Source organism: Paenibacillus sp. NMA1017 (genome assembly GCF_058895805.1).
On the sequence record NZ_JBZXYR010000003.1, the window covers coordinates 99,180 to 124,543 of the forward strand.

Below are 25,364 nucleotides of genomic sequence, written 5' to 3' on the forward strand. Positions count from 1 at the left end.
TTACTGGTTTTCTAAGGATGTCGAGATAAAGGAAAGGTTCCTAAGCTATCTGGCGATATAGCGAGACAACTGGATTCTCTTTAAGGTAATCAATTAATTCATAAGGATGTGATACTATGGCGAATGTACCAGCTACGAAAACGAAACTGGTTATCGTTGAAGGCATACCTGGCTCTGGCAAATCCACATTATCTAGATACATACATGACATGTTAAACACACATCAAATAGAATCGGAACTATTTTTAGAAGGGAACTTACGACATCCCGCTGATTATGAATCGGTTGCATGTATGCCAAACGAAGAACTTGATCGGCTTCGATCAATCTATTCCGAGGCGTTTCATTACATTGATCCGTTTATATCTTTGAAGGGCAACGACTCTTTAATCGCATATGCGCTTGCGCAACAATCAGCTCAAAATGAAATTCCTTCTAGTTTGTATGAGGAAATCCGGCGTTATGAAATCTACGATGGAGTACCCGTAGAAAAATATTGCGAGTTGATGGTTCAACGTTGGAGTTCTTTTGCTAAGGATCAGCGAGAAAAATCATTTATTATGGATAACTCCGATTATGATTGGGAGAATCAACAACAGACCGTTTCGAATATCATGATGAAGTATTTATAAACCGTGAAGCTCATTCCAGGAAACGTTAGTGCAATTAGAAAGGGCCTGTCCCGTAAAGGTTGGCCCAAAAACTTGCCGTTACAGGCAGCCCCGTGACTCTCATGTTTTAAAAGTTCAGTAGAGAGAAGGTTATAAGCTATGAGTGACTATGGTCCAGATCTATTTAAAGGTACCGCCTGGTACTACTCTAGGTATCGACCTCCTTATCCTTCGTCGCTTATTCGGTTTTTAGTTAACAAGTTTTCTCTGAATGGGGAAGGTCGTTTGCTTGACTTAGGATGTGGAACAGGTCAGTTAGCTCTAAGATTTAGTGATTGGTTTGAAGAAATAGTAGGTGTAGATACTGAATCAGAAATGCTAGATGAAGCAAATCGCTTCTCCAGTGATAAAAGGTTGGACAATGTTAAATGGGTACAAGGAAGGGCAGAAGAGCGTGTAAGTGACTGGGGGTTCTTTCGCCTCGTTATAATTGCGAAAGCATTTCATTGGATGGATAGAGAGTCCATTCTTGACCTTCTGTATAACAGTTCTGATGCTAATGGTGGCGTAGCTATTATTGATAACACTGGGAAGCAGGAACCCTTACTTTGGCAACTCAAGGTGAACGAAGTAGTGAAACGTTGGCTAGGAGACGCAAGAAGAGCTGGTAATAGCACTTACACTCCCCCAAAGGAGAGGTATGAGGATATTGTAAGAAAATCTGGATTCAAAAATGTCCAAAGACATATTTTACCGAGTTATTCATATACATGGACTGTTGATTCGATCATTGGAAATCTGTACTCTACATCATTTGCTTCTAGACGGTTTTTTGGTGATAATCTAGTACGATTTGAAAATGATTTAACATCTGTTCTACTAGATATGGACTCCACGGGTGTGTTTACCGAAGAATTGTCGGTGTCTGTTATTACTGCTAGTAAGTGAAGCCCCAATAATACAGCGTGTTGAGGTCAATTCTTATTATTTTGCAAAGAAAATTCTCACTTTTTAGCAGAAATGATTTATAATTATCAGATAATAGACAATATAATTTTTAAAAGATTATATTTTAGTTATAATAGAGACAGAAAAGATATGTTCCTGAGTGGAGCCTTGCTTCTTGTATCACCTAAGCAGGAGGGCCTGCTCTTTTTTGCAAATATAAGAGATAAGGAAGGTTTTTATGAATAGCATTCAGAAAAATACAGACGTTATCTTAATTGGTGCCGGAGTCATGAGCGCGACTCTGGGATCATTGCTGAAAGAGTTAGCACCAGAATGGGAAATCAAAGTGTTTGAGAAACTCGCAAACGCAGGAGAAGAAAGCTCTAACGAATGGAATAATGCAGGTACAGGCCATGCTGCACTGTGCGAGCTGAACTATACATCCGAGAAAGCTGACGGATCTATAGACATTCGTAAAGCTGTAGACATTAATGAGCAGTTTCAGCTTTCAAGACAGTTTTGGTCTTTTCTTGTCAACAGCCATTTGATTCGTAATCCACAGGACTTTATCAAGCCAATACCTCATATGAGTTTGGTAACAGGAGAGAAAAATGTATCTTTTTTGAAAAAAAGGTTTAAAGCGCTTTCAACTATTTCTCTGTTTCAAGGTATGGAATTTTCCGATGACCCTGAAAAGCTGAAGGAATGGATTCCGCTGATTATGGAAGGCCGTACATTGAATGAGCCAATCGCGGCAACCAAAATCGACTCTGGAACAGATGTCAACTTTGGTGCTTTAACACGCATGTTGTTTGAGCATTTAAAAAGTAAAAACGTCGAGATCAATTACAAGCATAGTGTAAAGGATATTAAACGTGCGAGCGACGGCTCGTGGAAGGTCAAAGTCCATAATCTGGATAACGGTAAAATCGAATACCATACTGCTAAATTTGTCTTTATCGGTGGTGGGGGTGGTAGTTTACCTTTACTGCAAAGAACCGGTATTCCTGAGTCCAAATATATCGGGGGATTCCCGGTAAGTGGACTATTTATGGTATGTAACAATCCTAAGGTTGTCGCCCAGCATCATGCAAAAGTATACGGTAAAGCAAAGGTTGGTGCTCCTCCCATGTCTGTGCCGCATCTGGATACAAGATATATCGGTAACCAAAAAGCACTGCTATTTGGACCGTTTGCCGGCTTCTCACCGAAGTTCTTGAAAACGGGCTCAAATTTGGATTTGATCGGTTCTGTAAAACCCAATAACCTCATTACGATGTTGGCGGCAGGCGCAAAAGAGATGGCATTGACCAAATACCTGATCCAGCAAGTGATGTTATCGAATGAAAAGCGTCTGGAAGAATTACGCGAGTTTATTCCGAACGCCAAAATCGAGGACTGGGGGATCGTGGTAGCGGGCCAACGTGTGCAGGTGATCAAAGATACGGAGGGCGGTAAAGGAACACTTCAATTTGGTACAGAAGTGGTTAGTGCTGCTGATGGTTCGGTAGCTGCACTGCTCGGCGCTTCTCCGGGGGCTTCTACTGCTGTTCACGTTATGCTGGAAGTACTGGAAAAATGTTTCCCACAACATATGGATGAGTGGGAACCAAAAATAAAAGAAATGATTCCTTCTTATGGGGTGTCACTAGCGAAAAACCCAGAGCTTTACCAAGAAATTTATGATTCCACAACGGAGGTGCTGGGTCTGGGCGAAAAAGAACCGCTTCATCGTTAATTTTTTATTTGCTGATCGTTCCCAATATGATAGAATGCAGCCAGACAGAAAAGAAAGCAGCGCTATAGGCTCTATTCAGTTCCAGTTGTCCAATGAACTGGTGCAGCGGATTGCCACCTCGGCCTGGTTAAAACGCAGATGGGCGGGGAAAAGGCAGAGCTGTCGGTGGAGGATGGGGCGAAAACGGCGGTCCGACTGGCGACCCTGCCGGAGGATGGTCCAACGGGCGGATTCTATTACATGGATGATCGGCTTCCATGGTAAAGCTTTATGCATAAATAGATAGGGGCGCACCCACAAAGAGGAGGTGCCCCTATCTATTTATATTACATTTGTGCGGTTGGACGGATCACGATTTCGTTCACATCAATATCGGCCGGTTGTTCAATTGCGAATCCAATTGCACGGGCTACCGCGTCAGGTGTCATGGCTAGTTTATCCCGAATGGCAGCGAGTTGATCTCTCAATGCTGGATTGGTCATACCCTCTGTGAAATTCGTCTGCACGATACCAGGCGAAATGATGGTCACGCGCAGCTTGTCGCCAGCCTCCTGACGCAATCCCTCTGAGATCGCGCGCACGGCGAACTTCGTACCGGAGTAGACCGACTGGTTCGGCACAGTCTTATGTCCTGCTACAGAAGCGATGTTCACGAAATGTCCGGAACCCTGCTTGCGAAAGATAGGCAGTGCTGCGGCTATTCCGTACAAAACGCCTTTAATGTTGACGTCAATCATGTCCTCCCAGTCCTCGACACACAGATCTTCTAGAGGGGAAATAGGCATAACGCCAGCGTTGCTGACGAGAACATCCAGCTTCCCGTACCGCTCGCAAGCTAAATTAACGAGGTTGCACAGATCCTCGCGCCGTCTCACGTCAGTGCGTACATAAACAGCTTCGCCACCTCCATTGGAAATGCGTGTCGCCAGCGCTTCAAGGCGCTCCGCTCCGCGCGCTCCAAGCACGACTTTTGCTCCCCGCTCGGCAAGCAACAGTGCTGTTGCTTCTCCAATTCCGCTGCTTGCACCTGTAATCACGACGACTTTGTTCTCTATTCTTCCTTCCAAATGCATAGCCCAATCCTTCTTCCTTTGATCTATTTGCCTTAGGCCCTTTGTTGGCCTTGCAAGTAAATTTTAAGTAGAATTCGATTGAGACAGGTAGACCGATCAAGTTCAATTCTTGCCTAATCCTATTCGGCGTGCATATAATTAGCACATCAATATTAGCGTTCAACGGAAAGGAAGGTAAAACATGTATGATTTCGTCTTCTCCCCCCTCTGATATTTCTACGAATCTACAAGAACTGATTCGTCTGATTGATCAACACGCGTCTTCGGACGGTACGTTTGTTTCGTCTGTGCCAGGACTTTATTTCAGACGTGCAAGCCATGTGTCCGAGCTGAATCATACGGTCCATATGCCCTCCCTGTACGTGGTCGCACAAGGCTCAAAGACAGCAATGCTGGCTGGAGAAAACTATGTGTACGATCCAACAACCTACATGGTTACATCAGTTCAACTTCCCGTAACTGGTAAAATAACTCAAGCCTCGTCGAAGCTTCCTTATCTAAGTCTTCAATTATCCATTAGTCCAGACGCCATCCTGGACATTATCAAGAAGAGTCCTCCTCCATGCAACGTAAAGACTGGACGCGGCATACTGGTGAGCCAATTTGACCCTCTGCTGCTTGATGCGCTGCTTCGGCTTGTCAGACTTTCGGATACGCCTGCGGATATTCAGTTTCTTGCGCCGCTTATCACGCACGAGATCCTTTATCGTGTATTACAAGGTGAGCAGGGAGCTATAATCAGGCAATTTGCTGTAGTTGGCAGCTATGCACATAGCATCGCCAAAGCGATCCATCTGATTACCCGCGATTACTCTAAGCCTCTTGTGATTGAAGAATTGGCGAAGGAAGTAAACATGAGCCCTTCTTCCTTACACAAGCATTTTAAAAGGGTAACGGCTATAAGTCCTCTGCAGTATCAGAAGGCCATTCGACTGCAGACTGCACGCCGCTTACTGCTCTCGGAGGGATTGGAAGCCGCCACTGTAGGCTTTCGCGTTGGCTATGAGAGTCCTTCGCAGTTTAGCCGGGAATATGGACGCATGTTTGGACGGCCACCGATGAGTGATGTTAAACACTTGCGTAGTTCCCTTAGTGTCTCAGTTGATTGAAAGGTTCTTCGGGTGATCCGCGGGGGATGCCCAGAGGCAAGTTGTCTTGGGCCTGCTCAAAGAGGATATATCACACCAACGGAAGTTCGTCGAGCCGTTCGTAAATCAACAATCCTTTTTCTTTCGCCACCCTTACCATTTCATCGGCACCCTGAGAAGGTCCCCCAACTCGAAGCACGGCGTTACAGCAATCAAGCAGGCGAATGGAAGACGGATGAAAGATTCTGTTAAAAGTCTCATCTCCCAGAGTAGTGGAACCGGCTGTTGCGATAAGGGGCAAAGCATACCACTCTCCCAGCACCGGCATGTGACCAGCCTCGTAAACTTGAAGAGCAATTTCATTCATGTAGTTGACGTTCTTCTCGATTAGTACAGGATCATCATTCGTCCCAGATCGATACGGGCCTGCGATAAGGATATGAAGCGGTTTCGATTTCACTTTCAAGAGACCCTGGATCTGAGCGTATTGGAGCAGCATTATTGTCTTGGCGTCACGAATCTCGCCGCTTTCGACCATGTTTAGCACTTGAGCAAACGGAAGTTCCATCACTTCAATGTTTTCCTGCTCCTCCTCAAGGCCACCACCGCCACCCGTTGTCATATCTTCACTATACTCGGCTACATAGAAGTGCAGGATTTCGGTAACGGAGCCCGGTGACATATAGGCCTCGCCGACTTTCTGCACACGGTCGATACGGTATCCCGTCTCCTCCTCCGTCTCCCGAAGAATACCTTCTTCCGGTGTTTCTTTATCGAGTAGCCCCGCACAGGTTTCGATAAGCATTCCAGTCTCATTGCCGTTCCGATAAGTAGGCATTCGGAACTGTCTGGTTAGTACAACGGTTTGTTTGTGCCGATTATATAGCAGGATCGTTGCGCCGTTGCCGCGATCGTACACTTCACGGGATTGTGTCTCCCATTGTCCATTATTTTTTTCAAACTCGAATGTGACCTTATTTAAGATGTACCAGTTATCCGATAGAAGCTCCTCTTTTACAATCCGTACTCTTGGGTGGTACTGTTGTGCCTTCATCTCATTTCCTCCCTAGAAAGATTCCGTTCTCTTTAGTCATTTTGAGAGTTCCGTTCTGCTGCAGAAGCCGATCGACGTGGTCTCGAAACTTGTCAATAGCCGCTCCGACAAGTCGCTCTCTTGCGTTCATCGGAGTCGAAATTATATATTCGATCAGGGGTTCCGCCTCGTCGACCAACAGACAGTCCTCGTATCGAAGCAACCGAAGATCGGAAAAGCAAGAAGACAGCAAGTCCCCTCCGTTACCCAGGTGGAACCGTTTAATAGCATGATCCAGCACATGCAGCTCAGGATCGAACGAAACCGCCAAGTGTTCGACCTCTTGTAGGTGTCGAGTGCTCATCGTAGAGGTGCATACTATACCTCCTTGCTTTAAGACACGGTGCATCTCGTGGATTGCTCTTGGGATGTCCGGCACATGATACAGCATGTTGTTTGCGATAACTATATCAAATTGCTCATCATGGAATGGGATCTGCTGCGCGTCAACAGACAAAAACTTAAACTGCGAATTGTTGCTTCCTAAGCGGCAACGCGCTTCCTCCACCATCCCGCTTGACGTATCGGTAAGCGTGATGCGCCAGCTGCTTGGGATTCGTTCGGCGTTTCTTATCCAAAAGGTCCCGTCGCCGCAGCCCAACTCAAGAATGTGGGCTTCTGGTTGCACCTCCAGTTGTTCAAAGATCCAACGATGCCAGCCTTGAGGATTCGTACTGTACCTGTCGTAAAGATGTATCCGCGTTTGCAGGCGGGTCGCCGTCCGATACTGTTCCCCCCAATTTTTCTCACTCTGCACGGTTTGAATAACATCCGCCAAATGGTTCCAATTGGACCCATAGGCCGACGTTTCCATAGCATCTCGTATTGCATGCACTACGTGCTCTGTATGAGCAATTTTCTTTTGTAAAACATCGAGTTGTGCTTGCAACGAGTGTCTGATGTTCCCGTCGGATAGCGATTCTGCATCTAAAATGTCCTTTATTTTTTGTAGCGATAACCCTAGATACTTCAACATCTGAATTCGCTGTAATCTTTCCAGGTCTCTCATGTTGTAGGATCTTATAGATCCAGTGCGATGACCTCCTGGACTCAGAAGTCCGATTTGATCGTAATATCGCAATGTCCTGACCGTTATCCCTGTACGTTTGGCGAGCTGTCCTGTCGTCAGACAGTTCTCTTTGTTCATCCATTCATCACATCCAATTGATTGCTCTAGCATGTCGTTCTCAGTCAGTATACCAAGTGACGTAACGTCACCTTCAAGAAAAATTTATGCAATAAGAAACAAAAGGAAACCACCCTACCAAAAGGTGACTTGGTAGTTAGTCACGAATATCATGTAATAAAAATTCATCAGCTCTTCATGGAGGCTATTATGAAAACTTTCATTTACATGGTGAGACATGGCGAATCACCAAAGACAGAAGGGAATGAAAGAACGAGAGGTCTAACGGATAGGGAGAAATCAGATGCTTATCGAATAACTGAATTATTAAAAGGAGAGGGGATCGAGGTTTTCGTTTCAAGCCCATATCAACGGGCAATCCTAACCATTCAAGAATTAGCTCAAAGCTCGGGACAAGAAGTTTTAATAATCGAGGATCTTAAAGAAAGAATTTTTTTGAATGAAGACAACCGAATGCCCGATGATGAATTATTCCCTTTGTTAGATAAGTCATTTTCGGATCCCAACTTTTCTTTAACGGGAGGAGAGTCTAATGCAGTTTGTCAGAACCGAAGTATAACGGCCTTAAAGGATTTGTTAAAAATCTACCGCGGACGGAAAGTCGCATTAGGGACTCATGGAGCTGTAATGACTTTAATGATGGGGTATTATGACAAGCAGTACGATTTGAAATTTTTACTACATACATCCAAACCAGACGTATACAGAATGGAGTTCAATGATCAGGAATTAGTTGAGGTAAAAAGATTGTGGAATATGCCGTAATAGTTTGTGAGGAAAAGGTATAGGGACATTCTTCAAAGAGAGACCACCCTTATAAAAAGGATGGTCTCTCTTTGAAACTTTCTTGTATAGCTATTGCGATGAACCGTTAAGCAAATCTTCAGCTATTTTTACCAGGTCTTCTTTGCTCAGCGGGCTGTCCTGGTTATCGGATATGTTGTAGTGTAAACGTCTTTTTTCATCGAGCCATCCCAGTCGGTTTTTTCCTGCTTCCAAGGGCTTGCTTGCTTCACTTGCCCTGATGTAATAGGCCTTGGTTCCTTTGATTGTCAATTGCTCAGCCGAATCCTGTTCATTTTGCATGATGGTTGTCTTTGTGACTTCAGAAGTGTATTTGGTGACGGTAATGTTTACATAATCGTTTCCTCTCGCATACCGGGCAAAGGAGGAGTCTGATTTGTCCCAGCTCAGCCTTTGAATAAACAGATTTTCACCCTCCGGTGCAGCTTTGGCCTGTTGCATCAGTTTATCGGTTAAAGATCGATATTCCTTTTTGGTCATCATCCCAGGGTATGCAGTGACTGGATAGACGTATCCGAATTCAAACTGATAGCCATCCGGTAGATGAGTGGGGTTGCTGAATAATGGAGCCTCAGTCCGCTTGATTTCATTTTGTAGGCTGTTGAAACTTGAAAGTTCAGCCGGTTTGTACGCAAACAGGGCCGGATTAGATAGGTTGTTTTGATTCATAGAATCGTCCTTGACGTAATAAGCGGCATACTCTCCTGGTTGCAAACGGTCTCTCACTTCTTCGTTCCACCGTGCGTAGGTGGAGGTATAGGTTTTGGAGGCGTCCGTTTCAGTAGGTGTTTTGGCGGTATTTAATACAACGTCGCCCTTACTGTTGCGGAATTCAAGATATTGTGAAGCTGCGTATCCGGTCACAGAGGCCCCTACTACAAAAAGCAAAATCATGATGGGGACGGTGATGCGAGGCTGAAAATGGACTTTTCCTATATTCCCCTTTTCGAGCATCGTCTTTTGGTAGACCTGTTCCATTACTTTGTCAGAAACGTCAAAAGCTTGGATTTTTAGGACACTCTCTGATTCCGTCATCATGTCCATGTTTTTTAAGCCTCTGTCTTGTAATTCACGCATTTTGGGTCCTCCTTTTGGGGCTCCATTATTTTTTTGAGCTTTGTTTTTGTCCTGCCGTATTTTTTCTTGATAGCTTCCTCGCTTTTGTTCATAATTTCCCCGATTTCTCCAAACGATTTTTCTTCAAAAATGCGCAGCACCAACAGGTTTCGCTCCTCTGCATTCAGTTGGTCCAATGCCCGACTCAGCGGTTCACTGAAAAGCTGACGTTCCATAACCTGCGCTGGACTGTCTGAAGTCATGTTAGTTGGGGTGAACAGGGTAAGTTTAAATTTGCGTTGTAGATTCTTCCTGCGAATCAGGTTCAGGCAGTGATGATAGGCCATTTTATACAGCCAGGAGGAGAAGCCCACTGTGGGCTTGTACATACTGATTTTCTCGAAAGCACTAACGAAAATATCCTGAACAGCCTCTTCCGCTTCCTGCTCGCTTCCTAATATCCGCCAGCAGTATACAAAAATCTGACGTTGATACTCCTTTACAATGTAGGCGTAATCCTGGATCTCGCCAGCTTGGACCCGTTTAATTCTAGATTCGATTTCCTCATTCAAAGATTTAGGCACCCCCTCTGATCAAAAAGAAAACTATATCTGTATAACAAACGAAGATGACCGAAAGGGACACCTTTTCTAAATTTCTTTAGTATTAGATCAACTCTCTAAGAGAATACGATAAAGCAGAACAATTATCACCAACGTTGTTGGTTTCATAGAGTTAAAGGTATATTGTGGAAGTGGGGGTGTTAAAATGAAATTAAGATATTGATAAGAAGGAGGTCTACGGAATTCTTCATAAAAAGCCTTATGAGGGCGCTTTGGGGCGATCTCGTAAATAAATAGGAGAGGATACGGTTTCTAATGAATGAAAGTGCTAAGAAATATAATTTTGATAATGTGATGCTTTACCTTCATGATCAAATGAAGCTGCTGCCTAACCTAGAATCAAAATACATTGGATTAACCATGCCATTTCCTCGACAAGCTGCGCTACGGAATAGGATGGTTGAGAGTATTGAGACATTAATAGCATACGATGAGGATGTTTCGGACTTCAATATGAAATTGGACAGCTTTGTACCAATTGAAGATGATACTCAGTTAACAGAGAAATTTAAAGTGATTTATGATATCGATAAATGGAGAGATGAATTAAACGATCAAGAGGTAAACTCGGCAATCCCGCCCGTATAGCTAACGATAATCATCGGCTGTTTACGGGAGGAGTGCCTCACCCTCTTTTATGCAGCATATCTTCTACTTATTCCCTTTGCGTACCTTTAACAGCTTGCCCTTTACGGTTGTATTCTTCATAATCTCAAGCACCAGTGGACCTTTGCCATTCAGAATCTCAACATCTGTCGCATAATCCAGAATCGTAATAATCCCGATATCATCTGCAGTGACCCCGTCAAGCTTAGCGATGGTCCCCACGAAGTCGACAGCTCTAAGCTTTTTCTTCTTACCGCCGTTAAAATTCAGCTTCATAATCTGCTGGTTTAATTGCTCGCGCTTATCTTTTTTGAGTGCGGTTTTTACATGCAGTTTCTGCTCAAAATCTTCTCTACGGAGATCAACAGCCTCTTCTGAGGGGGCCTTTACCTGCGGAATTGCGAATCCAATATATGCTTCAATATCAGCTAATCTTCTGCCATCCTTAGGAGTGATGAGAGAAATGGCTTTCCCCGTTTTGCCAGCACGTCCCGTACGTCCTGTGCGGTGAACATAGCTTTCCTTCTCAAGGGGAATATCGTAGTTAATGACATGGGTGATATTCGTGATATCAATTCCTCTGGCGGCAACATCTGTCGCAATCAAGTAACGGAATTGCCCCCTTCTGAATGCATTCATTACCTCAAATCGCTCGTCTTGCTCCATGCCACCATGAATGCGATCACATGGATATTCAAGATCAGCCAATGCTCTGAATAATGTATCTACATTCTCCTGCGTACGACAGAAAATAATGCAGCTGTCAGGATTCTCAACAATGAGCAGATCTTGCAGTAGTGCCAGCTTGTCTGACTCCTTCACCTGAATAAGAGAGTGATCAATTGTAGCGGTCGTTATACCGGCTGCTTTTATTTCAATTTCGACAGGATCGTTCATATACTTGTGTGACAGTCTGGCTACATCCTCAGGAAAAGTAGCGGAGAATAACATGGTAACCCGGTCACTAGGCAGTGCTTGAATGATCGACTGAACTTGCTCGATAAAGCCCATATTCAGCATTTCATCAGCTTCATCAATCACGAGATAGGCAATCCGATCTAACGGTAGCGTCCCTCGTTCGATATGGTCCAGTACACGTCCTGGCGTACCTACAGCCACATGCGTTCTTTGTTTTAACTCAGCCTTTTGGATATGAAAAGGATGTTTCCCATAAAGGGGGGTTGCTTTTATCCGCTTAAAGCGTCCAATGTTCGTGATGTCTTCGGTGACCTGTAACGCGAGTTCGCGGGTTGGCGTCAGGATTAAAGCTTGGGGCTTATTCTCATTCCAATCTACTAACTCACAGAGTGGAATGCCATATGCTGCTGTTTTGCCGCTACCTGTTTGCGATTTGGCGACAAGATCCTTCTTCTCAAGCGCAACAGGAATAACTTCCGTCTGAACCTCTGTTGGCGTCTCATAGCCCAAGCTATTCAGCGCTCTTACAATTTCTTCACTTAATGCGTAATCTGTAAAATGCTTCTGACTCATTTTCAACCTCTTCTGCGCTGTATTTGAATACCATTACATATATAATGTCATCGTGTATCGAACTTATACTCATCTAGTATACTCTATATCCAGACTTACTCTGATACATATCAACGATTAACTGTTTGTCTAACCGTATCCTTGGAGGAGTGTTTAGAGAATGGACGTAGAAACGAGCCTATTCTAAGCAGCAAAGGGAGGCCATGAAGGCACGGGTATCGGCATGTTTCCATATCCGCATGCGTGAAAACATGTGTTACGAACAAAGGGCACCCAATCGGGTGCCCTTTGAACTGCCGTTAGCGCGGAAAATCGTATCAAAAGTATTGTTACGATGAAAAGTGAATCCAATCTCTCCCTTGGACAGCATCCATCTTTTTAAAGAAAATTTGAGCGCGTTTATTCTCGGTAGAAGTTATCCAGGTCATATGAGCATAGCCTTGATTTTGTGAGTATTTTTGACATTCTAAAAAAAGCTGTGTTTCTACTTCTGTATCTCTAAATGGTTCCAATACAAATAGATCGTTCATAACAGTGACTTTGTCTGCTTTCATCGTGCTAAAGGTAAAGAATAATGTAGCAAAGCCAATTAATTCTCCATTTTGTTCTGCCACAAATTGTATACCGCTTTGCTGCTCAAAAAGGGTTTGTATCAAATTATGAATTTTTTCGATAGGTGGCCTAGGGTTTTGATAAAAACCAACGATGTATTCATACATTAACTCGGTTAAACTGTTTAAATCATCAGGCTTAGCGTTTCTTATTAAAAATGACATTAGATGTTACTCCCTTTTCATTAGTTTTGAATTATTATACATAATAAAGCATATATATTCAAACTGAATTCATTCCGAATTACTTAAGAAGTGTAAGTGTCACCTCTATCGTGTTATCAATAAATGATCGTTCTGGACGAGACTTTATCATTACGGTCAGTCCAATTAACGATACGACTAACGCCTGTGATACAGCCTTCGCATCGAGCCTGATCTCAAGCTCACCTGATTGTATACCTCGTTCAATGGTTTCTTGAAATATAACCGATAGGTACATTTGATGTTCCCTTGTAAGAATTTCAAATTTCTCATCATGAGGTGCAAGTTCAACCATTGTATTGATGCAAAAGCATCCTTTTCTAGGGTTTTCTGCATATTCTTCATCGACCACACCCTCAAAAAAAGTTCGAAATGCTTCTTTTACAGATGGATTGCTTTGAAGTTTGGTTCGGATCAGTAAAGCACGGGACATCATGTATTTGCGTAGCGCAGCTTCGAACAATTCCTTTTTGCCCCCAAAAGTGGAGTATATACTGGGGCGTTGAATTTCCATTCTGGAAGTTAAATCACTTAATGAGGTAGCCTCATATCCCTTCTCCCAAAATATTTGCATAGCTGCATCTAATACTTTATCTTCGTCAAATTCGCGGATTCGTCCCATAATCAATACCTCTCATTACTCGTAATTTTATTTTAATTCAATGACTCTGATCATAATTGTCAGGGAACTTTATTTACGTACCAATTAGTATGTTATTATTTTATATTTAGCCCGTTATATTGTCAAATGCAGATTGGTTTACCGCACCAAGGAGATATAAGTATGAGGATAAATTAAAGTATTTTTACTATGTTTATTGACAGTATTCTTTTTGATGAGTTATATTTACTGGGAAAAATATTTTACTGATCGGTATGATATTTTACCGGTATTTAATTAGCATACAAAGAAAGCTATTAGAATAGGAGAGATGGACGATGGAGATAGGTATTACTTCGTTTGTAGAAACAAAGCCCGACGTTCAGACCGGTGAAGTGATAAGTCACGCACAGAGATTGCGCGAAGTTGTCGAGGAAATTATCCTTGCTGATCAAGTGGGGCTTGATGTGTTTGGGGTAGGAGAGCATCATCGGAAGGATTATTCGGCATCTTCACCAGCAGTTGTGCTGTCCGCGGCTGCAGCGCAGACGAAACGGATTCGGCTGACCAGTGCAGTGACAGTGCTTTCTTCAGCTGATCCCGTTCGCGTTTTTCAGGATTTTGCTACGCTGGATGGGATTTCGAATGGACGTGCGGAGATTATGGCGGGCCGGGGTTCCTTTATTGAATCTTTTCCACTGTTTGGCTATGACTTGGAAGACTATGATGAGCTGTTTGAACAACATTTGGAATTGCTCCTTAAAATACGGGAGTCCGAAAAAGTAACCTGGAAAGGCGGACATCGGCCAGCGATTAACCATTTGGGTGTGTATCCACGACCGGTTCAGAATCCTTTACCGATATGGGTTGGCAGCGGGGGCAGGCAGGATTCTGCCATCCGTGCAGGTCTGTTAGGACTGCCCTTGATGCTGGCGATCATTGGTGGAAATCCGGTGAATTTTGCACCGCTTGTACAGCTTTATAAGAAGGCAGCAGCGCACGCTGGTCATGACGAATCGCAGCTTAAGGTTGGATCGCACTCGATAGGGTTTGTCGGAGAGAATAATGAACGAGCTGCAGATACATATTTCCCTTCTACGATGGCAGGTATGAATAGATTAGGCAGGGAGCGGGGCTGGGCGCATTATGATCGTTCTAGCTACGATGCCGCGCGCAGCTTTGAAGGTGCGCTGTATGTTGGCGATCCTGAGACTGTTGCCCAGAAGATCATTCACCTACGCAAACATGTGGGCGTTACACGCTTTATGCTGTATGTTCCGTTAAGCACGATGCCGCATGCCGAGGTGATGAGGGCCATTGAGCTGCTGGGAACAGAGGTAGCACCCCGAGTTCGGAAGGAAATAGCTCAATGGGAAGCGGAGACGGAAAAAAGATTATAAAAACCAAACATAGGAGTGATTCGCATGGATTTTGAAAATCGTTTGTACCCAGAATTAAGGCCGGTAATCGCACAATTCCCTGGTTTTCAACTGGAAGAAAATTTAGAACTGAGCAGAAGCTATTTATCGAGTCCTCCCATTGAGCAGTCGGAGCACGTACGCACGACAAGCCGGATGATTCCGAGCGTAGCAGGCGAGATATTAGTCAAAATCTACGAACCTGCCCAGCGAACTGACGTTAAGCTTCCGGCCATGCTGTGGATTCACGGAGGAGGCTATGTGATGGGGCATCCAGATATGGACGATGCTTTGTGCGAACGCTTCGTGCAGGCGGCCAAATGCGTCGTCGTATCAGTCGATTACCGACTTGCTCCCGAGCATCCCTACCCTGCTGCCATCGATGACTGTTATGCCGTTTTGACGTGGATGACTGACGAAGCTGAGCAGCTGGGCATCGACTTGGATCGGATCGCAATTGCCGGAGCAAGCGGGGGCGGCGGTCTGACCGCAGCGCTTGCTTTAATGGCTCGTGACAAAGGCGGGCCAGCCCTCATTTTCCAAATGCCGCTGTATCCGATGATCGATGACCGCAGTATTACGGCGTCAAGTCATGAAATTACGGCCGATAACGCACCATGGAACCGGAAGAACAACTTGGCGGCCTGGAACATGTACTTGGGGGATCGTACTGAAGACACCGAGGTGTCCCCATACGCTGTGCCGTCGAGAGCGGAATGCTTGGCTGGGCTACCGCCAACCTATACGTGTATAGGCCAGCTCGATCTGTTCCGAGATGAGACGATCGAATATGTAGCACGCCTTGCCCAAGCGGAGGTGGACGTCGAATTCCATCTATATCCCGGCACATTCCACAACTTTGAGGGGATGGTTCCGCAAGCAGAAGTAAGCCAGCGTGCTAGCCAAAGTTATGTAGACGCAATTGCAAGAGCGCTTAATCCTTAAACTATTAAATGGGCAGTCTCCAAAGTGATATGCTTCCAAAAAAGTAGACAGGTTAAATAATAAAACTTGCTACTGTAAGGGGAGCATATCACTTTTTGCAGTAATCTTTTTTGTCGTTTCAGAGTTGTTTGGGATTTGTCGCGGATGGGCTGATAAATATAGGAAAACACATGATACGAGGCTAGATTTTAATCGAAACGATGTGTTAAAGGAGCACCAGGGGTTCAGTCACCCCGCAATTATGTAAAGTTTTTCGGGTAAAATCTTTACTTTTACATGTAGCAGATAATAACCTTTCATTCTTATAATTGGAAATGTAAGCGATTTATTTAAAGGTAGAATATTAAAAACTATACGTATGAGGAGGAGATTGTATGTCGAAATTTAAAGTGGGCAAGTTGGTAAGCAGCTTGGCGTTGGTGGGTGTGTTGTTATCATCAGTTCTGATAAATCCGGCTAGTGCCAGTATGGCGAACGGTGGCAAATTCCTCGGGAATATCATTGCTGGAAGTGTCCCTGCAAGTTTCGGAACATACTGGAACCAGGTGACTCCGGAGAATTCGACCAAATGGGGGTCGGTTGAAGGCAGCCGTAACAACATGAACTGGTCGCAGGCGGATACCGCCTACAATTATGCCCGTAACAATGGCTTCCCGTTCAAGTTCCATACGTTGGTATGGGGTGCCCAGGAGCCAGGTTGGATTAAAGGACTGTCGGCTGCTGATCAGAAAGCGGAAGTGACTCAGTGGATTAAAGCAGCAGGTCAACGCTATTCAAATGCGGAGTTTGTAGATGTGGTGAATGAGCCACTGCATCAGAAGCCGTCCTTCCGCAATGCCATAGGCGGTGACGGGTCGACCGGATGGGATTGGGTCATATGGTCGTTCCAACAGGCAAGACAAGCTTTCCCAAATGCCAAGCTGCTGATCAATGAATATGGAATTATCAACGATCCTTCGTTAACCGACCAATATGTCAATATTATTAATCAGCTCAAGAGCAGAGGCCTGATTGACGGAATTGGTATTCAATGCCACCAGTTTAGCATGGACACCGTCTCAGTCAACACGATGAACACTGTACTAAACAAGCTGGCGGCAACAGGATTGCCAATCTATGTGTCGGAACTGGATATAACAGGCGACGACAACACCCAGCTTGCCAGATACAAGGAGAAATTCCCGGTTCTCTGGCAGCATTCCGCGGTGAAGGGAGTTACACTCTGGGGATACATCCAGGGGCAAACCTGGATATCGAATACACATCTGCTGAACTCGAACGGCACGGAACGTCCCGCGCTCCAATGGCTGAGACAATATCTGCAGAGATAAGCTATAGCTGCACTTAAAACCCAACAGATGCGAACTTTTGCCAAATGTCTTGGCGGGGTAGATGTTTATTTGACGAAGTCTTGGCTGAAATGTTATACGCCCAAGGCTTCTTTTTATTTAGCTTAAACGTAACGTATTAAAACCTAATCCAACTCAATTAGGCTTACATACCTAATCCATAACTTTAACCCACTTGAAATAAAACCGTCTGGACGGTATAGTAAAGAGGGGTGATCAATATGAATACAACTAAAAAAGCATTAAAAAGAGAATTAATTCTTAAAGCGGCCTCGATGATTGTGCACGAAGAAGGAGTAGAGAAGTTAACGTTAGAAGCGGTGGCTAAGAAAGCGGGAATAAGTAAAGGGGGATTGCTTTACCATTTTCCGAATAAAGATGATTTGATTTTGGGAATGGTTGAGCAACTATCGACTAGCTTTGTCTCCGAATTTAATGAGAGAGCAGAAAACGATATGCATTCCAAAGGAAGATGGACTCGCGCGTATATGAATACATCATTTTCTGGCGATCGGAATGCAAGTGACCTGTATACCGCTCTTTCAGCAGCACAGTTTACGAACCCTCACATGCTAAAATTACTTCAGGACGAGTATGAGAATATCCAAAATAAAATTGAAAACGACGAATTGGATCCCGTTCGTTCCACGATCGTCCGATTAGCTATAGACGGCTTATGGTTTGCTGAAATGTTTGGGCTTGCTCCTCCCAATGAAGAAATGAGGCAAAAAATGATGGAAGAATTGAAGACATATATAAAGGAGAATGAATAATGGCTTATCTTTTCTTGGCAATCTCTATTGTTGGTGAACTTGTTGGAACTTCAATGCTTAAAGCTTCAGAAGGTTTTACCAGATTGTATCCGACTCTATTCACAATTGTTGCGTTTGTGATCTCTTTTTTCTTTATCTCTCTATCTCTTAAGACGCTTCCTTTAAATATGACTTATGCCATCTGGTCAGGTGTAGGGGCTGTTGCTACAACGCTTATTTCAGTATTGATTTGGAAGGAAAAAATCAATACAGGAAGTATCGCAGGTATTGCTTTAATTGTTATTGGCGTGGTGGTACTGAACCTATTTGGTGCAGGACACGGGGAGGCAAAAGCTACAACAGAAGCAACGAGTTCAATCGTTCAAAAATGAGATGAAATAGTATAGACACAAGAGCATTGTGGGGAAAATGTATTCAAAATAAGAGCCCTAATGAAGGGAAAAACCACTTCATTAGGGCACTGGAGATTTACTACCACATCGATCACTGCCAGTTTGTGTGAAAGGACCCTGCTGCATCACTTCGTTCATAAGTATGAGCACCAAAATAATCCCTTTGTGCTTGCAAAAGGTTAGCATTTGAAATGCCTGTCCGGTAACTATCGAAATAAGTAAGTGAAGCACTTAAACATGGAAACGAAATGCCAGAATTAATGCCCTCACAGACAACTTTTCGCAATCCCATTTGATATTCTTTAAGCTTTTCAGCAAAATACGGGGCGATTAATAGATTAGCCAAATTCGGCTGTTCTTGATAGGTTTCGCTTATTACGTTTAAGAATTCTGCACGAATGATGCAACCACCACGGAAGATAAGGGCAATATCCTGTAAAGGTAAATTCCATCCGTAAAGCTCAGAAGTCATTTTATATTGTACAAATCCTTGCGCGTAGGCACAAATTTTACCCATATAAAAAGCTTGTCTAATGTACTCAATCCACACAGCTTTATCTAAACTTCGCTGATCAATTTCTGGGCCTGTCAGGATATTTTCTGCATAAACCCGCTCCTCTTTTAAAGAGGAGATGTAACGGGCAAACAATGACTCTGTAATAATGGATGATGGGATCCCATGATCAATTGCTTGAATACTTGTCCATTTTCCTGTGCCTTTTTGCCCCGTTTTATCCAGAATCACATCGATCAGAGGTAAGCCTGTTATTTCATCCTTTTTCCGTAAAATCTCTGCGGTAATTTCGATCAAATAACTTTTCAGTTCACCTTGATTCCATGTTTCAAAGATGTCGGCAATTTCATTAACAGATAAACATAGCCTCTTTCTTAAAAATGTATAGACTTCTGCAATTAATTGCATATCTGCATACTCAATTCCGTTATGTACCATTTTTACAAAGTGACCGGACTCTTTTGGACCTATATAAACACAGCAAGGGTCTCCGTCCACTTGGGCTGCTATTTTTGTTAGAATAGGAGCTACTTTTTCATATATGTCTTTATCTCCACTAGGCATGATTGAAGGTCCATTTAAAGCCCCCACTTCGCCGCCGGAAATACCAATTCCTAAATAACCGATTTCTTTTGACTTCAATTCATCATATCTACGTTCCGTATCTTTGTAATGGGAGTTACCACCGTCCATGATCACATCGCCTGCTTCAAGAAAGGGTGCTAATGTACCTATTACCGAATCGACCGGTTTGCCCGCTGTTACCATAAGGAAAATTTTCCTTGGAGTTTTTAAGGAGCAAACAAAATCTTGAATTTCGTAGTAGGGATGGATAGAGTGACCTTCACTTTTTTTAATAAGATCATCCGTTAAATCCCTCGTATAATTATAGACAGCGACTTGCTCACCTTTACCAGCCATGTTTAAAGCGATATTACGGCCCATTACCCCTAAACCAATAACACCAATTGTATTGAACATTTTTTTCTGCTCCTTTTATGTGAAATGAATAGGCCGTAGATCCTCACTTATAAACTTAGAATATTCTAAGAAAAATAAGTGGGGGATCCACCGCCCGGAAATCATGGTTTATACGAATAAACTTAGTACTAAAATAAATCCTAATCCGGCTACCGAAATGATGGTCTCAAGCAATGTCCATGTTGCAAATGTTTCTTTCATACTTAAACCAAAATACTCTTTAAACATCCAGAAACCAGCATCGTTAACATGTGAAGCTATTAAACTACCCGCTCCCGTGGCAAGTACAACTAAAGCAAGATTAACGTCGGATTGTCCTAACATCGGTATAACTAAACCAGCGGTTGTTAAAGCTGCAACAGTTGCAGAACCTAAGGAAATACGTAAGATTGCAGCGATGATCCAGGCAAGTAAAATGGGTGATAATGTAGTTCCATTGAATAATTCAGCTACATAGTCGCCTACGCCGCCATTAATGAGTACTTGTTTGAAGGCTCCGCCGCCCCCAATGATTAAGAGCATCATCCCAATATGAGTAATAGCCGTTGTACAAGATGCCATTACATTTTTGATTGGAATTTTTCTTGCTATTCCCATGGTATAGACAGCTACCAGTAAGGAAATTAACATGGAAGTTGATGCATCACCAATGAAACGAATCGCTGCTAGTAAACTATTATCTTCAAATCCCATTGTTTTTTGAAGCAAAGTAATAATCGTAGCAATAGACATTAAAATGACAGGAAGCATTGCAGTAAATACACTGATTCCAAATCCAGGGGTTTCCTCGGACTTAAATACTTTTTGTTCACCTAATGAGGCAATATTACCGGTTTTCGTAAATGACGCAGGTACGAGTTTTTTGGCAAGCTTCGTAAATACAGGCCCAGCTAAAATAACGGTTGGAATGGCAATAATGAACCCGTAAAGTAAAACCTCACCAAGGTTCGCGCCATATTCACGAGCAATAACTGTCGGTCCTGGGTGTGGAGGCAAGAAACCATGTGTTACGGATAAAGCTGCAATCATCGGAATACCGAGATGTAAGATAGAAACCTTTAGTTCTTTTGAAATGGCAAATACGATTGGAATTAACAATACTAATCCTACTTCAAAAAATAGCGCCACACCGATAATGAATGAAGCAGCTACGACCGCCCATTGAATATTTTTTTCACCAAATTTGTCTACGAGGGTCATGGCAATTCGTTGAGCACCACCAGAATCAGCGATCAACTTCCCTAACATCGCTCCAAGTCCAAAGATTAACGCTAAGTGACCAAGGGTTCCGCCTAATCCGGTCTCGATGGTTTTAACAATTTCTTCTAAAGGCATTCCAAGTGCTAAAGCGACGCCGAACGACACAATGATTAATGAAATAAAGGTGTTCAATTTGAAGCCCATGATTAAAACTAATAATGCTAAAATTCCAATCGCTACGATAACTAATGGCATTGTAATTACCCCCTGCTTCTTATCTTTTTAGTGTTTAATTAGGCTTCTTTGATAATTGGAAATCCGTGTATAATCGTCTTCTAATACTCTGGATAGGTTAATGAAAATCGGCAGCAATTTTCTGTATTCCTTGGTTGCTTCTTCTTTGGGTGTATGTTTGTTGGTACTGCCAACCATTTCAGAAACGACTTCAAAGGATTGAATTTTTCCAGTGGCATACAAGCCTAGAATACAAGCTCCTAGACAAGAACTTTCGTAGCTTTCTGGAACGACGACTTCAGATGCGAATATATCAGACATCATTTGCCTCCAAACATCTGACCTTGCGAAGCCTCCAGTAGCTTGAATTCGGGTCACAGGACCGTCCATACATTCGGTTAATGCTAAAAATACGGTGTACAAATTGTAAATGACTCCTTCTAGGGCTGCGCGAATCATATGTTCTTTCTTATGTGACATCGTTAAACCGAAGAATGAGCCACGTACGTCTGGATTCCATAATGGCGCACGTTCACCAGCGAGGTATGGATGGAATAACAATCCGTCAGATCCTGGTCTTACACGTTCAGCAATCTTGGTTAGTACATCATATGGATCAATTCCTAGTCTTTTCGCTGTTTCTACTTCTGATGAGGCAAGTTCGTCACGGATCCAGCGAAGAACCATCCCACCATTGTTTACCGGCCCGCCAATGACCCAGTGTTTTTCCGTTAAGGCATAACAAAATATTCTTCCCTTTTCGTCTGTTTGAGGCTTGTCTATAATGGTTCGAATGGCACCGCTTGTCCCGATTGTGACGGCAACCTCGCCTTTTCGTATCGCATTTACACCTAGATTAGAAAGGACTCCATCGCTAGCTCCAATGACAAACAATGTTTGTGGATCGATCCCCATCTTTTTTGCTAAATCTGAATCACAGTTGGTAAATATCTGGGTTGTTGGCACGAGCTCAGATAATTGAGAAGGTGTTATACCCGCAATTTTTAATGCTTCTTCATCCCAATCTAATTTTTCTAGATTCATCATGCCCATGGCAGAAGCTAGGGAATAATCCACTACATATTGATCAAAGAACTTTTTGAAAATATATTCTTTAATTCCGATATACTTTTTAACCTTGACAGCGGTTTCAGAAAGGTCATTCACAATCCAAGCTATTTTTGTTAAGGGTGACATGGGGTGAATGGGTGTTCCTGTTCGTTTATAGACTTCATGGCCATTTAACTGATCTTTTATTTTATGTGCCCATGCTTCACTTCGATTATCTGCCCAAGTGATACAAGACGTAAGTGGGAGGTCATTTTCATCCATCGCAATAACACTATGCATGGCACTGCTAAATGAAACAAACGATAGCTTTTTTTGTGAGTGATGTTTCATGATATTCGAAATGGCCTGTAGGACAGCCTGAAAAATCTCTTCTGGGTTTTGTTCAGCTGTCGCTATGTCCGGTGTATAAAGCGGGTATCCAATATTCTCTTGTTGGATGACTTCGCCTTTTTCGCTAAATAGAACGGCTTTCGTACTTGTGGTCCCGATATCTACGCCCAACATATAGTTAGTCATTTTGTTGCACGACTCCTTTAGATAGCATTTGTTGCGACATCCATAGGTCTTCTACTTTACCTTGAACATCATCAAAGTTTTCATGTAAAGACTTGATCATGAGGTCTCTATCTTTTGCTTTGATTGCTTCAATATAAAGTTCGTGATTGTTTATAATGCGTGTAAAATCTTCATACTTTTCTTTGAAACGCATACGCATCGACAAAAGAATGAGACTTTCCATAACAGGCTTCAAATTATTCCAAATCATCAGAATTTGAGAATGATTGACTGCACGAATAATCGTTTCATGGAATAAAACATCTTGATATGAAAACTCATCAGCATCACCATATTTGATGGCGACTTTCATCATTTCAAGTATTTTACTAAGTTCCTTCGCCAAATCATTAGTGTCCATCTTTACAAGACGTTCAAATACGAAGGATTCTATGAGCAGACGGACATCATAAATTTCTTCTATTTCTTTTTCTGATAGGCCAATAACAACGGCTCCCATTCTTTCTAATCGAATGATATTTTCGGATGCCAGTATTTTTAACGCTTCACGAATGGGTGAGCGACTTACAGTGAAATCAGCAGCTAGTTTATTTTCAGATAATATGGTACCGCTTTCAATCCCGCCAGAAATAATGCGCATTCTAAGCTCGGATGTTACGCGATCACCAGCTGAGGCTTTTAAAAGCCATTTGGAGGGATATAGGAATTCTGATTCGACCATCATTTCACCTTCTCAATTAATCAAGTATACTTGTATACAGGTATTATAATCTGAAATTTTAAATTTGCAAGCGTATTCATTAAATTTGTTTTGTAACTACTGATTTCATCCATAGGTTCCAATTGAAGTTAGGACTTTTTTGTGCAAATGCACAATCAATTTCGTCTGTTCTTCAATATTTTTAACGTGCGGCAATCGATATAATGAAAGCGTAATCAAAAATTGCCCGGGGGGTTAGACAGATGGAAGGATTAACGATCAGTTGGATAGGAGCTCTGGCAGGGCTGGCTATTGCAATTATTCTGATATTAAGAAAGCTGAATCCGGTTTACGCTTTATTTTTGGGAGCTATTGTAGGCGCTTTATTGGGCGGAGCCAATCTGGAGCAGACGATCAGCGTGTTAATAAGCGGCACGCAAAGTGTGATGGGGACGGTCATTCGTGTACTCGCCGCAGGTGTATTGGCAGGCGTAATGATGGAATCCGGGGCGGCGGAGACGATTGCGCAGGCTATTGTAAAGAAATTTGGCGGCAGTAAAGCGATACTCGCATTAGCCTTGGCGACGATGATTATTACGGCGGTAGGTGTATTTATTCCCGTTGCCGTGCTGATTGTGGCACCTATTGCATTGTCGGTCGGTAACAAAATGGGGATTTCCAAGCTGGCACTCCTGTTGGCGTTGTCTGGAGGCGGAAAAGCGGGGAACATCATCTCTCCAAATCCTAATACGATTGCAGCGGCGCGCGGATTTAATCTGGATTTAAGCCATGTTATGTTGGCAGGTGTGGTTCCTGCGATATGCGGTTTAATCATGACTGTTTTGGTGGCATCTATGTTGAAAACCAAAGGTGTGAAGGTGTCTGATCAGGATATCATGGACAGTGATGTCGATACATCGAAATACCCGGCATTGGGGCGGGCGATTGTAGCCCCGCTGGTAGCTGTTATTTTGCTGATGATTAACCCGATTGGTTCCATCTCTGGTATTGAAGCACTTTCGAGTTTCAAGGTGGATGCGATGTACATTTTGCCGATCGCCGGGATTGTGGGTATGCTGGCCATGGGACAAGGGCGTAATATTCTGAAGTATTCGGCCTCCGGTTTAAATAAAATGACGGCGACTGTGCTGATTTTGATCGGTGCGGGCGGGATTGCGGGTCTGATCTCTGCCTCCAATTTGTCTGCTCAAGTGGTTGGCTTGATTGAAGCTTCGGGAGTTTCTGGTACATTTTTGGCACCGCTCGCAGGTATTCTGATGGCAGCTGCCACGGCGTCAACCTCGACGGGTGTTATTTTGGCGACAGGCTCGTTTGGCGAAGCCATTCTGAACATGGGAACGGCCCCGCTCGCAGCAGCTGTGATGGTGCACACAGGAGCTACAGTCATTGATTCCTTGCCACAGGGCAACTATTTTCACGTCACGGCAGACAGCATGAAAATGAGCATTAAACAACGGATGGGATTGATTCCTTACGAAGCTATTGTGGGTGGGACGATGGCAATTGTAGCGACAATCATGTATGGATTTTTACTTTAATATTCACGATGGGGTGAG

25 protein-coding genes are annotated in these 25,364 nt (G+C 43.3%); 13 read left to right on the forward strand and 12 right to left on the reverse strand.

The window, feature by feature from the left end; translation table 11 throughout:
* Positions 1-116: 116 nt before the first annotated feature.
* The 4 genes from AC5ELV_RS09170 (at position 117) to AC5ELV_RS09185 (ending at position 3,561) form a co-directional block, all read left to right on the forward strand.
* A complete protein-coding gene (locus AC5ELV_RS09170) occupies positions 117-632 on the forward strand; it encodes a P-loop NTPase family protein (protein WP_493429932.1) in 516 nt (171 codons plus the stop codon).
* Between the two features lie 138 nt (positions 633-770).
* The gene (locus AC5ELV_RS09175) at positions 771-1,559 is read left to right on the forward strand and encodes a class I SAM-dependent methyltransferase (RefSeq protein ID WP_493429933.1); all 789 of its coding nucleotides are present in this window, start codon (positions 771-773) and stop codon (positions 1,557-1,559) included.
* 238 nt (positions 1,560-1,797) lie between these two features.
* Positions 1,798-3,297, forward strand: a complete 1,500-nt coding sequence (locus AC5ELV_RS09180; protein WP_493429934.1) for a malate:quinone oxidoreductase — start codon at positions 1,798-1,800, stop codon at positions 3,295-3,297.
* Between the two features lie 138 nt (positions 3,298-3,435).
* On the forward strand, positions 3,436-3,561 hold the full coding sequence (locus AC5ELV_RS09185) for a hypothetical protein (protein WP_442955628.1): 126 nt from the start codon (positions 3,436-3,438) through the stop codon (positions 3,559-3,561).
* Between the two features lie 62 nt (positions 3,562-3,623).
* Here the strand turns inward: AC5ELV_RS09185 and AC5ELV_RS09190 are convergent, their stop codons facing one another.
* Positions 3,624-4,370 (reverse strand): SDR family oxidoreductase, encoded by a 747-nt coding sequence (locus AC5ELV_RS09190; protein ID WP_493429935.1) that lies wholly within the window; start codon positions 4,368-4,370, stop codon positions 3,624-3,626.
* Positions 4,371-4,555: 185 nt separating this feature from the next.
* Between AC5ELV_RS09190 and AC5ELV_RS09195 the strand changes: the two genes are divergently transcribed.
* Positions 4,556-5,479 carry an AraC family transcriptional regulator gene (locus tag AC5ELV_RS09195; RefSeq protein WP_493429936.1) on the forward strand — a complete coding sequence of 308 codons (924 nt, stop codon included), beginning with the start codon at positions 4,556-4,558 and terminating at the stop codon, positions 5,477-5,479.
* Positions 5,480-5,549: 70 nt separating this feature from the next.
* On the opposite strand, the gene nudK is transcribed toward AC5ELV_RS09195, so the two are convergent.
* Positions 5,550-6,512, reverse strand: a complete 963-nt coding sequence (nudK, locus tag AC5ELV_RS09200; protein ID WP_493429937.1) for a GDP-mannose pyrophosphatase NudK — start codon at positions 6,510-6,512, stop codon at positions 5,550-5,552.
* A 1-nt stretch (position 6,513) separates the two neighbouring features.
* Complete coding sequence (locus AC5ELV_RS09205; RefSeq protein WP_493429938.1) at positions 6,514-7,698, reverse strand: MerR family transcriptional regulator; 1,185 nt, start codon at positions 7,696-7,698, stop codon at positions 6,514-6,516.
* Between the two features lie 189 nt (positions 7,699-7,887).
* Between AC5ELV_RS09205 and AC5ELV_RS09210 the strand changes: the two genes are divergently transcribed.
* The gene (locus AC5ELV_RS09210) at positions 7,888-8,463 is read left to right on the forward strand and encodes a histidine phosphatase family protein (protein ID WP_493429939.1); all 576 of its coding nucleotides are present in this window, start codon (positions 7,888-7,890) and stop codon (positions 8,461-8,463) included.
* Positions 8,464-8,553: 90 nt separating this feature from the next.
* Here the strand turns inward: AC5ELV_RS09210 and AC5ELV_RS09215 are convergent, their stop codons facing one another.
* Both AC5ELV_RS09215 and AC5ELV_RS09220 read right to left on the reverse strand, forming a co-directional pair.
* On the reverse strand, positions 8,554-9,579 hold the full coding sequence (locus AC5ELV_RS09215) for a DUF4367 domain-containing protein (protein ID WP_493429940.1): 1,026 nt from the start codon (positions 9,577-9,579) through the stop codon (positions 8,554-8,556).
* Positions 9,552-10,130 (reverse strand): RNA polymerase sigma factor, encoded by a 579-nt coding sequence (locus tag AC5ELV_RS09220; protein ID WP_493429941.1) that lies wholly within the window; start codon positions 10,128-10,130, stop codon positions 9,552-9,554. The genes AC5ELV_RS09215 and AC5ELV_RS09220 overlap by 28 nt, the downstream gene beginning before the upstream one ends.
* 306 nt (positions 10,131-10,436) lie before the next feature.
* On the opposite strand from AC5ELV_RS09220, the gene AC5ELV_RS09225 reads away from it, so the two are divergent.
* A complete protein-coding gene (locus tag AC5ELV_RS09225) occupies positions 10,437-10,769 on the forward strand; it encodes a hypothetical protein (RefSeq protein ID WP_493429942.1) in 333 nt (110 codons plus the stop codon).
* A gap of 63 nt (positions 10,770-10,832) precedes the next feature.
* On the opposite strand, the gene AC5ELV_RS09230 is transcribed toward AC5ELV_RS09225, so the two are convergent.
* From AC5ELV_RS09230 to AC5ELV_RS09240, 3 genes are all read right to left on the reverse strand, one after another.
* Entirely contained in the window at positions 10,833-12,278 is a 1,446-nt protein-coding gene (locus AC5ELV_RS09230) for a DEAD/DEAH box helicase (protein WP_493429943.1), read from the reverse strand.
* Between the two features lie 329 nt (positions 12,279-12,607).
* Positions 12,608-13,054 carry a GNAT family N-acetyltransferase gene (locus tag AC5ELV_RS09235; protein ID WP_493429944.1) on the reverse strand — a complete coding sequence of 149 codons (447 nt, stop codon included), beginning with the start codon at positions 13,052-13,054 and terminating at the stop codon, positions 12,608-12,610.
* Between the two features lie 79 nt (positions 13,055-13,133).
* Positions 13,134-13,715: a TetR/AcrR family transcriptional regulator gene (locus tag AC5ELV_RS09240; RefSeq protein WP_493429945.1), complete on the reverse strand. Its 582-nt coding sequence runs from the start codon at positions 13,713-13,715 to the stop codon at positions 13,134-13,136.
* A 317-nt stretch (positions 13,716-14,032) separates the two neighbouring features.
* Between AC5ELV_RS09240 and AC5ELV_RS09245 the strand changes: the two genes are divergently transcribed.
* The 5 genes from AC5ELV_RS09245 to AC5ELV_RS09265 all read left to right on the forward strand — a co-directional run bounded on the left by AC5ELV_RS09245 (position 14,033) and on the right by AC5ELV_RS09265 (position 18,550).
* Entirely contained in the window at positions 14,033-15,094 is a 1,062-nt protein-coding gene (locus AC5ELV_RS09245) for an LLM class flavin-dependent oxidoreductase (protein ID WP_493429946.1), read from the forward strand.
* Between the two features lie 24 nt (positions 15,095-15,118).
* Positions 15,119-16,057: an alpha/beta hydrolase gene (locus AC5ELV_RS09250; RefSeq protein ID WP_493429947.1), complete on the forward strand. Its 939-nt coding sequence runs from the start codon at positions 15,119-15,121 to the stop codon at positions 16,055-16,057.
* A 374-nt stretch (positions 16,058-16,431) separates the two neighbouring features.
* A complete protein-coding gene (locus AC5ELV_RS09255) occupies positions 16,432-17,388 on the forward strand; it encodes an endo-1,4-beta-xylanase (protein ID WP_493429948.1) in 957 nt (318 codons plus the stop codon).
* Between the two features lie 239 nt (positions 17,389-17,627).
* Entirely contained in the window at positions 17,628-18,179 is a 552-nt protein-coding gene (locus AC5ELV_RS09260; RefSeq protein WP_493429949.1) for a TetR/AcrR family transcriptional regulator, read from the forward strand.
* Positions 18,179-18,550: a DMT family transporter gene (locus AC5ELV_RS09265; protein ID WP_209940695.1), complete on the forward strand. Its 372-nt coding sequence runs from the start codon at positions 18,179-18,181 to the stop codon at positions 18,548-18,550. The genes AC5ELV_RS09260 and AC5ELV_RS09265 overlap by 1 nt, the downstream gene beginning before the upstream one ends.
* A gap of 112 nt (positions 18,551-18,662) precedes the next feature.
* On the opposite strand, the gene gnd is transcribed toward AC5ELV_RS09265, so the two are convergent.
* The 4 genes from gnd to AC5ELV_RS09285 all read right to left on the reverse strand — a co-directional run bounded on the left by gnd (position 18,663) and on the right by AC5ELV_RS09285 (position 23,811).
* Positions 18,663-20,066, reverse strand: coding sequence for a decarboxylating NADP(+)-dependent phosphogluconate dehydrogenase (gene gnd, locus AC5ELV_RS09270; RefSeq protein WP_493429950.1), 1,404 nt, complete (start codon positions 20,064-20,066; stop codon positions 18,663-18,665).
* 108 nt (positions 20,067-20,174) lie between these two features.
* The gene (locus AC5ELV_RS09275; protein WP_493429951.1) at positions 20,175-21,521 is read right to left on the reverse strand and encodes a GntP family permease; all 1,347 of its coding nucleotides are present in this window, start codon (positions 21,519-21,521) and stop codon (positions 20,175-20,177) included.
* A 27-nt stretch (positions 21,522-21,548) separates the two neighbouring features.
* On the reverse strand, positions 21,549-23,087 hold the full coding sequence (gntK, locus tag AC5ELV_RS09280) for a gluconokinase (RefSeq protein ID WP_493429952.1): 1,539 nt from the start codon (positions 23,085-23,087) through the stop codon (positions 21,549-21,551).
* Positions 23,080-23,811 (reverse strand): GntR family transcriptional regulator, encoded by a 732-nt coding sequence (locus AC5ELV_RS09285; protein ID WP_250241068.1) that lies wholly within the window; start codon positions 23,809-23,811, stop codon positions 23,080-23,082. The genes gntK and AC5ELV_RS09285 overlap by 8 nt, the downstream gene beginning before the upstream one ends.
* 239 nt (positions 23,812-24,050) lie before the next feature.
* On the opposite strand from AC5ELV_RS09285, the gene AC5ELV_RS09290 reads away from it, so the two are divergent.
* Positions 24,051-25,346, forward strand: coding sequence for a GntP family permease (locus AC5ELV_RS09290; protein WP_023991056.1), 1,296 nt, complete (start codon positions 24,051-24,053; stop codon positions 25,344-25,346).
* Positions 25,347-25,364: the final 18 nt, after the last annotated feature.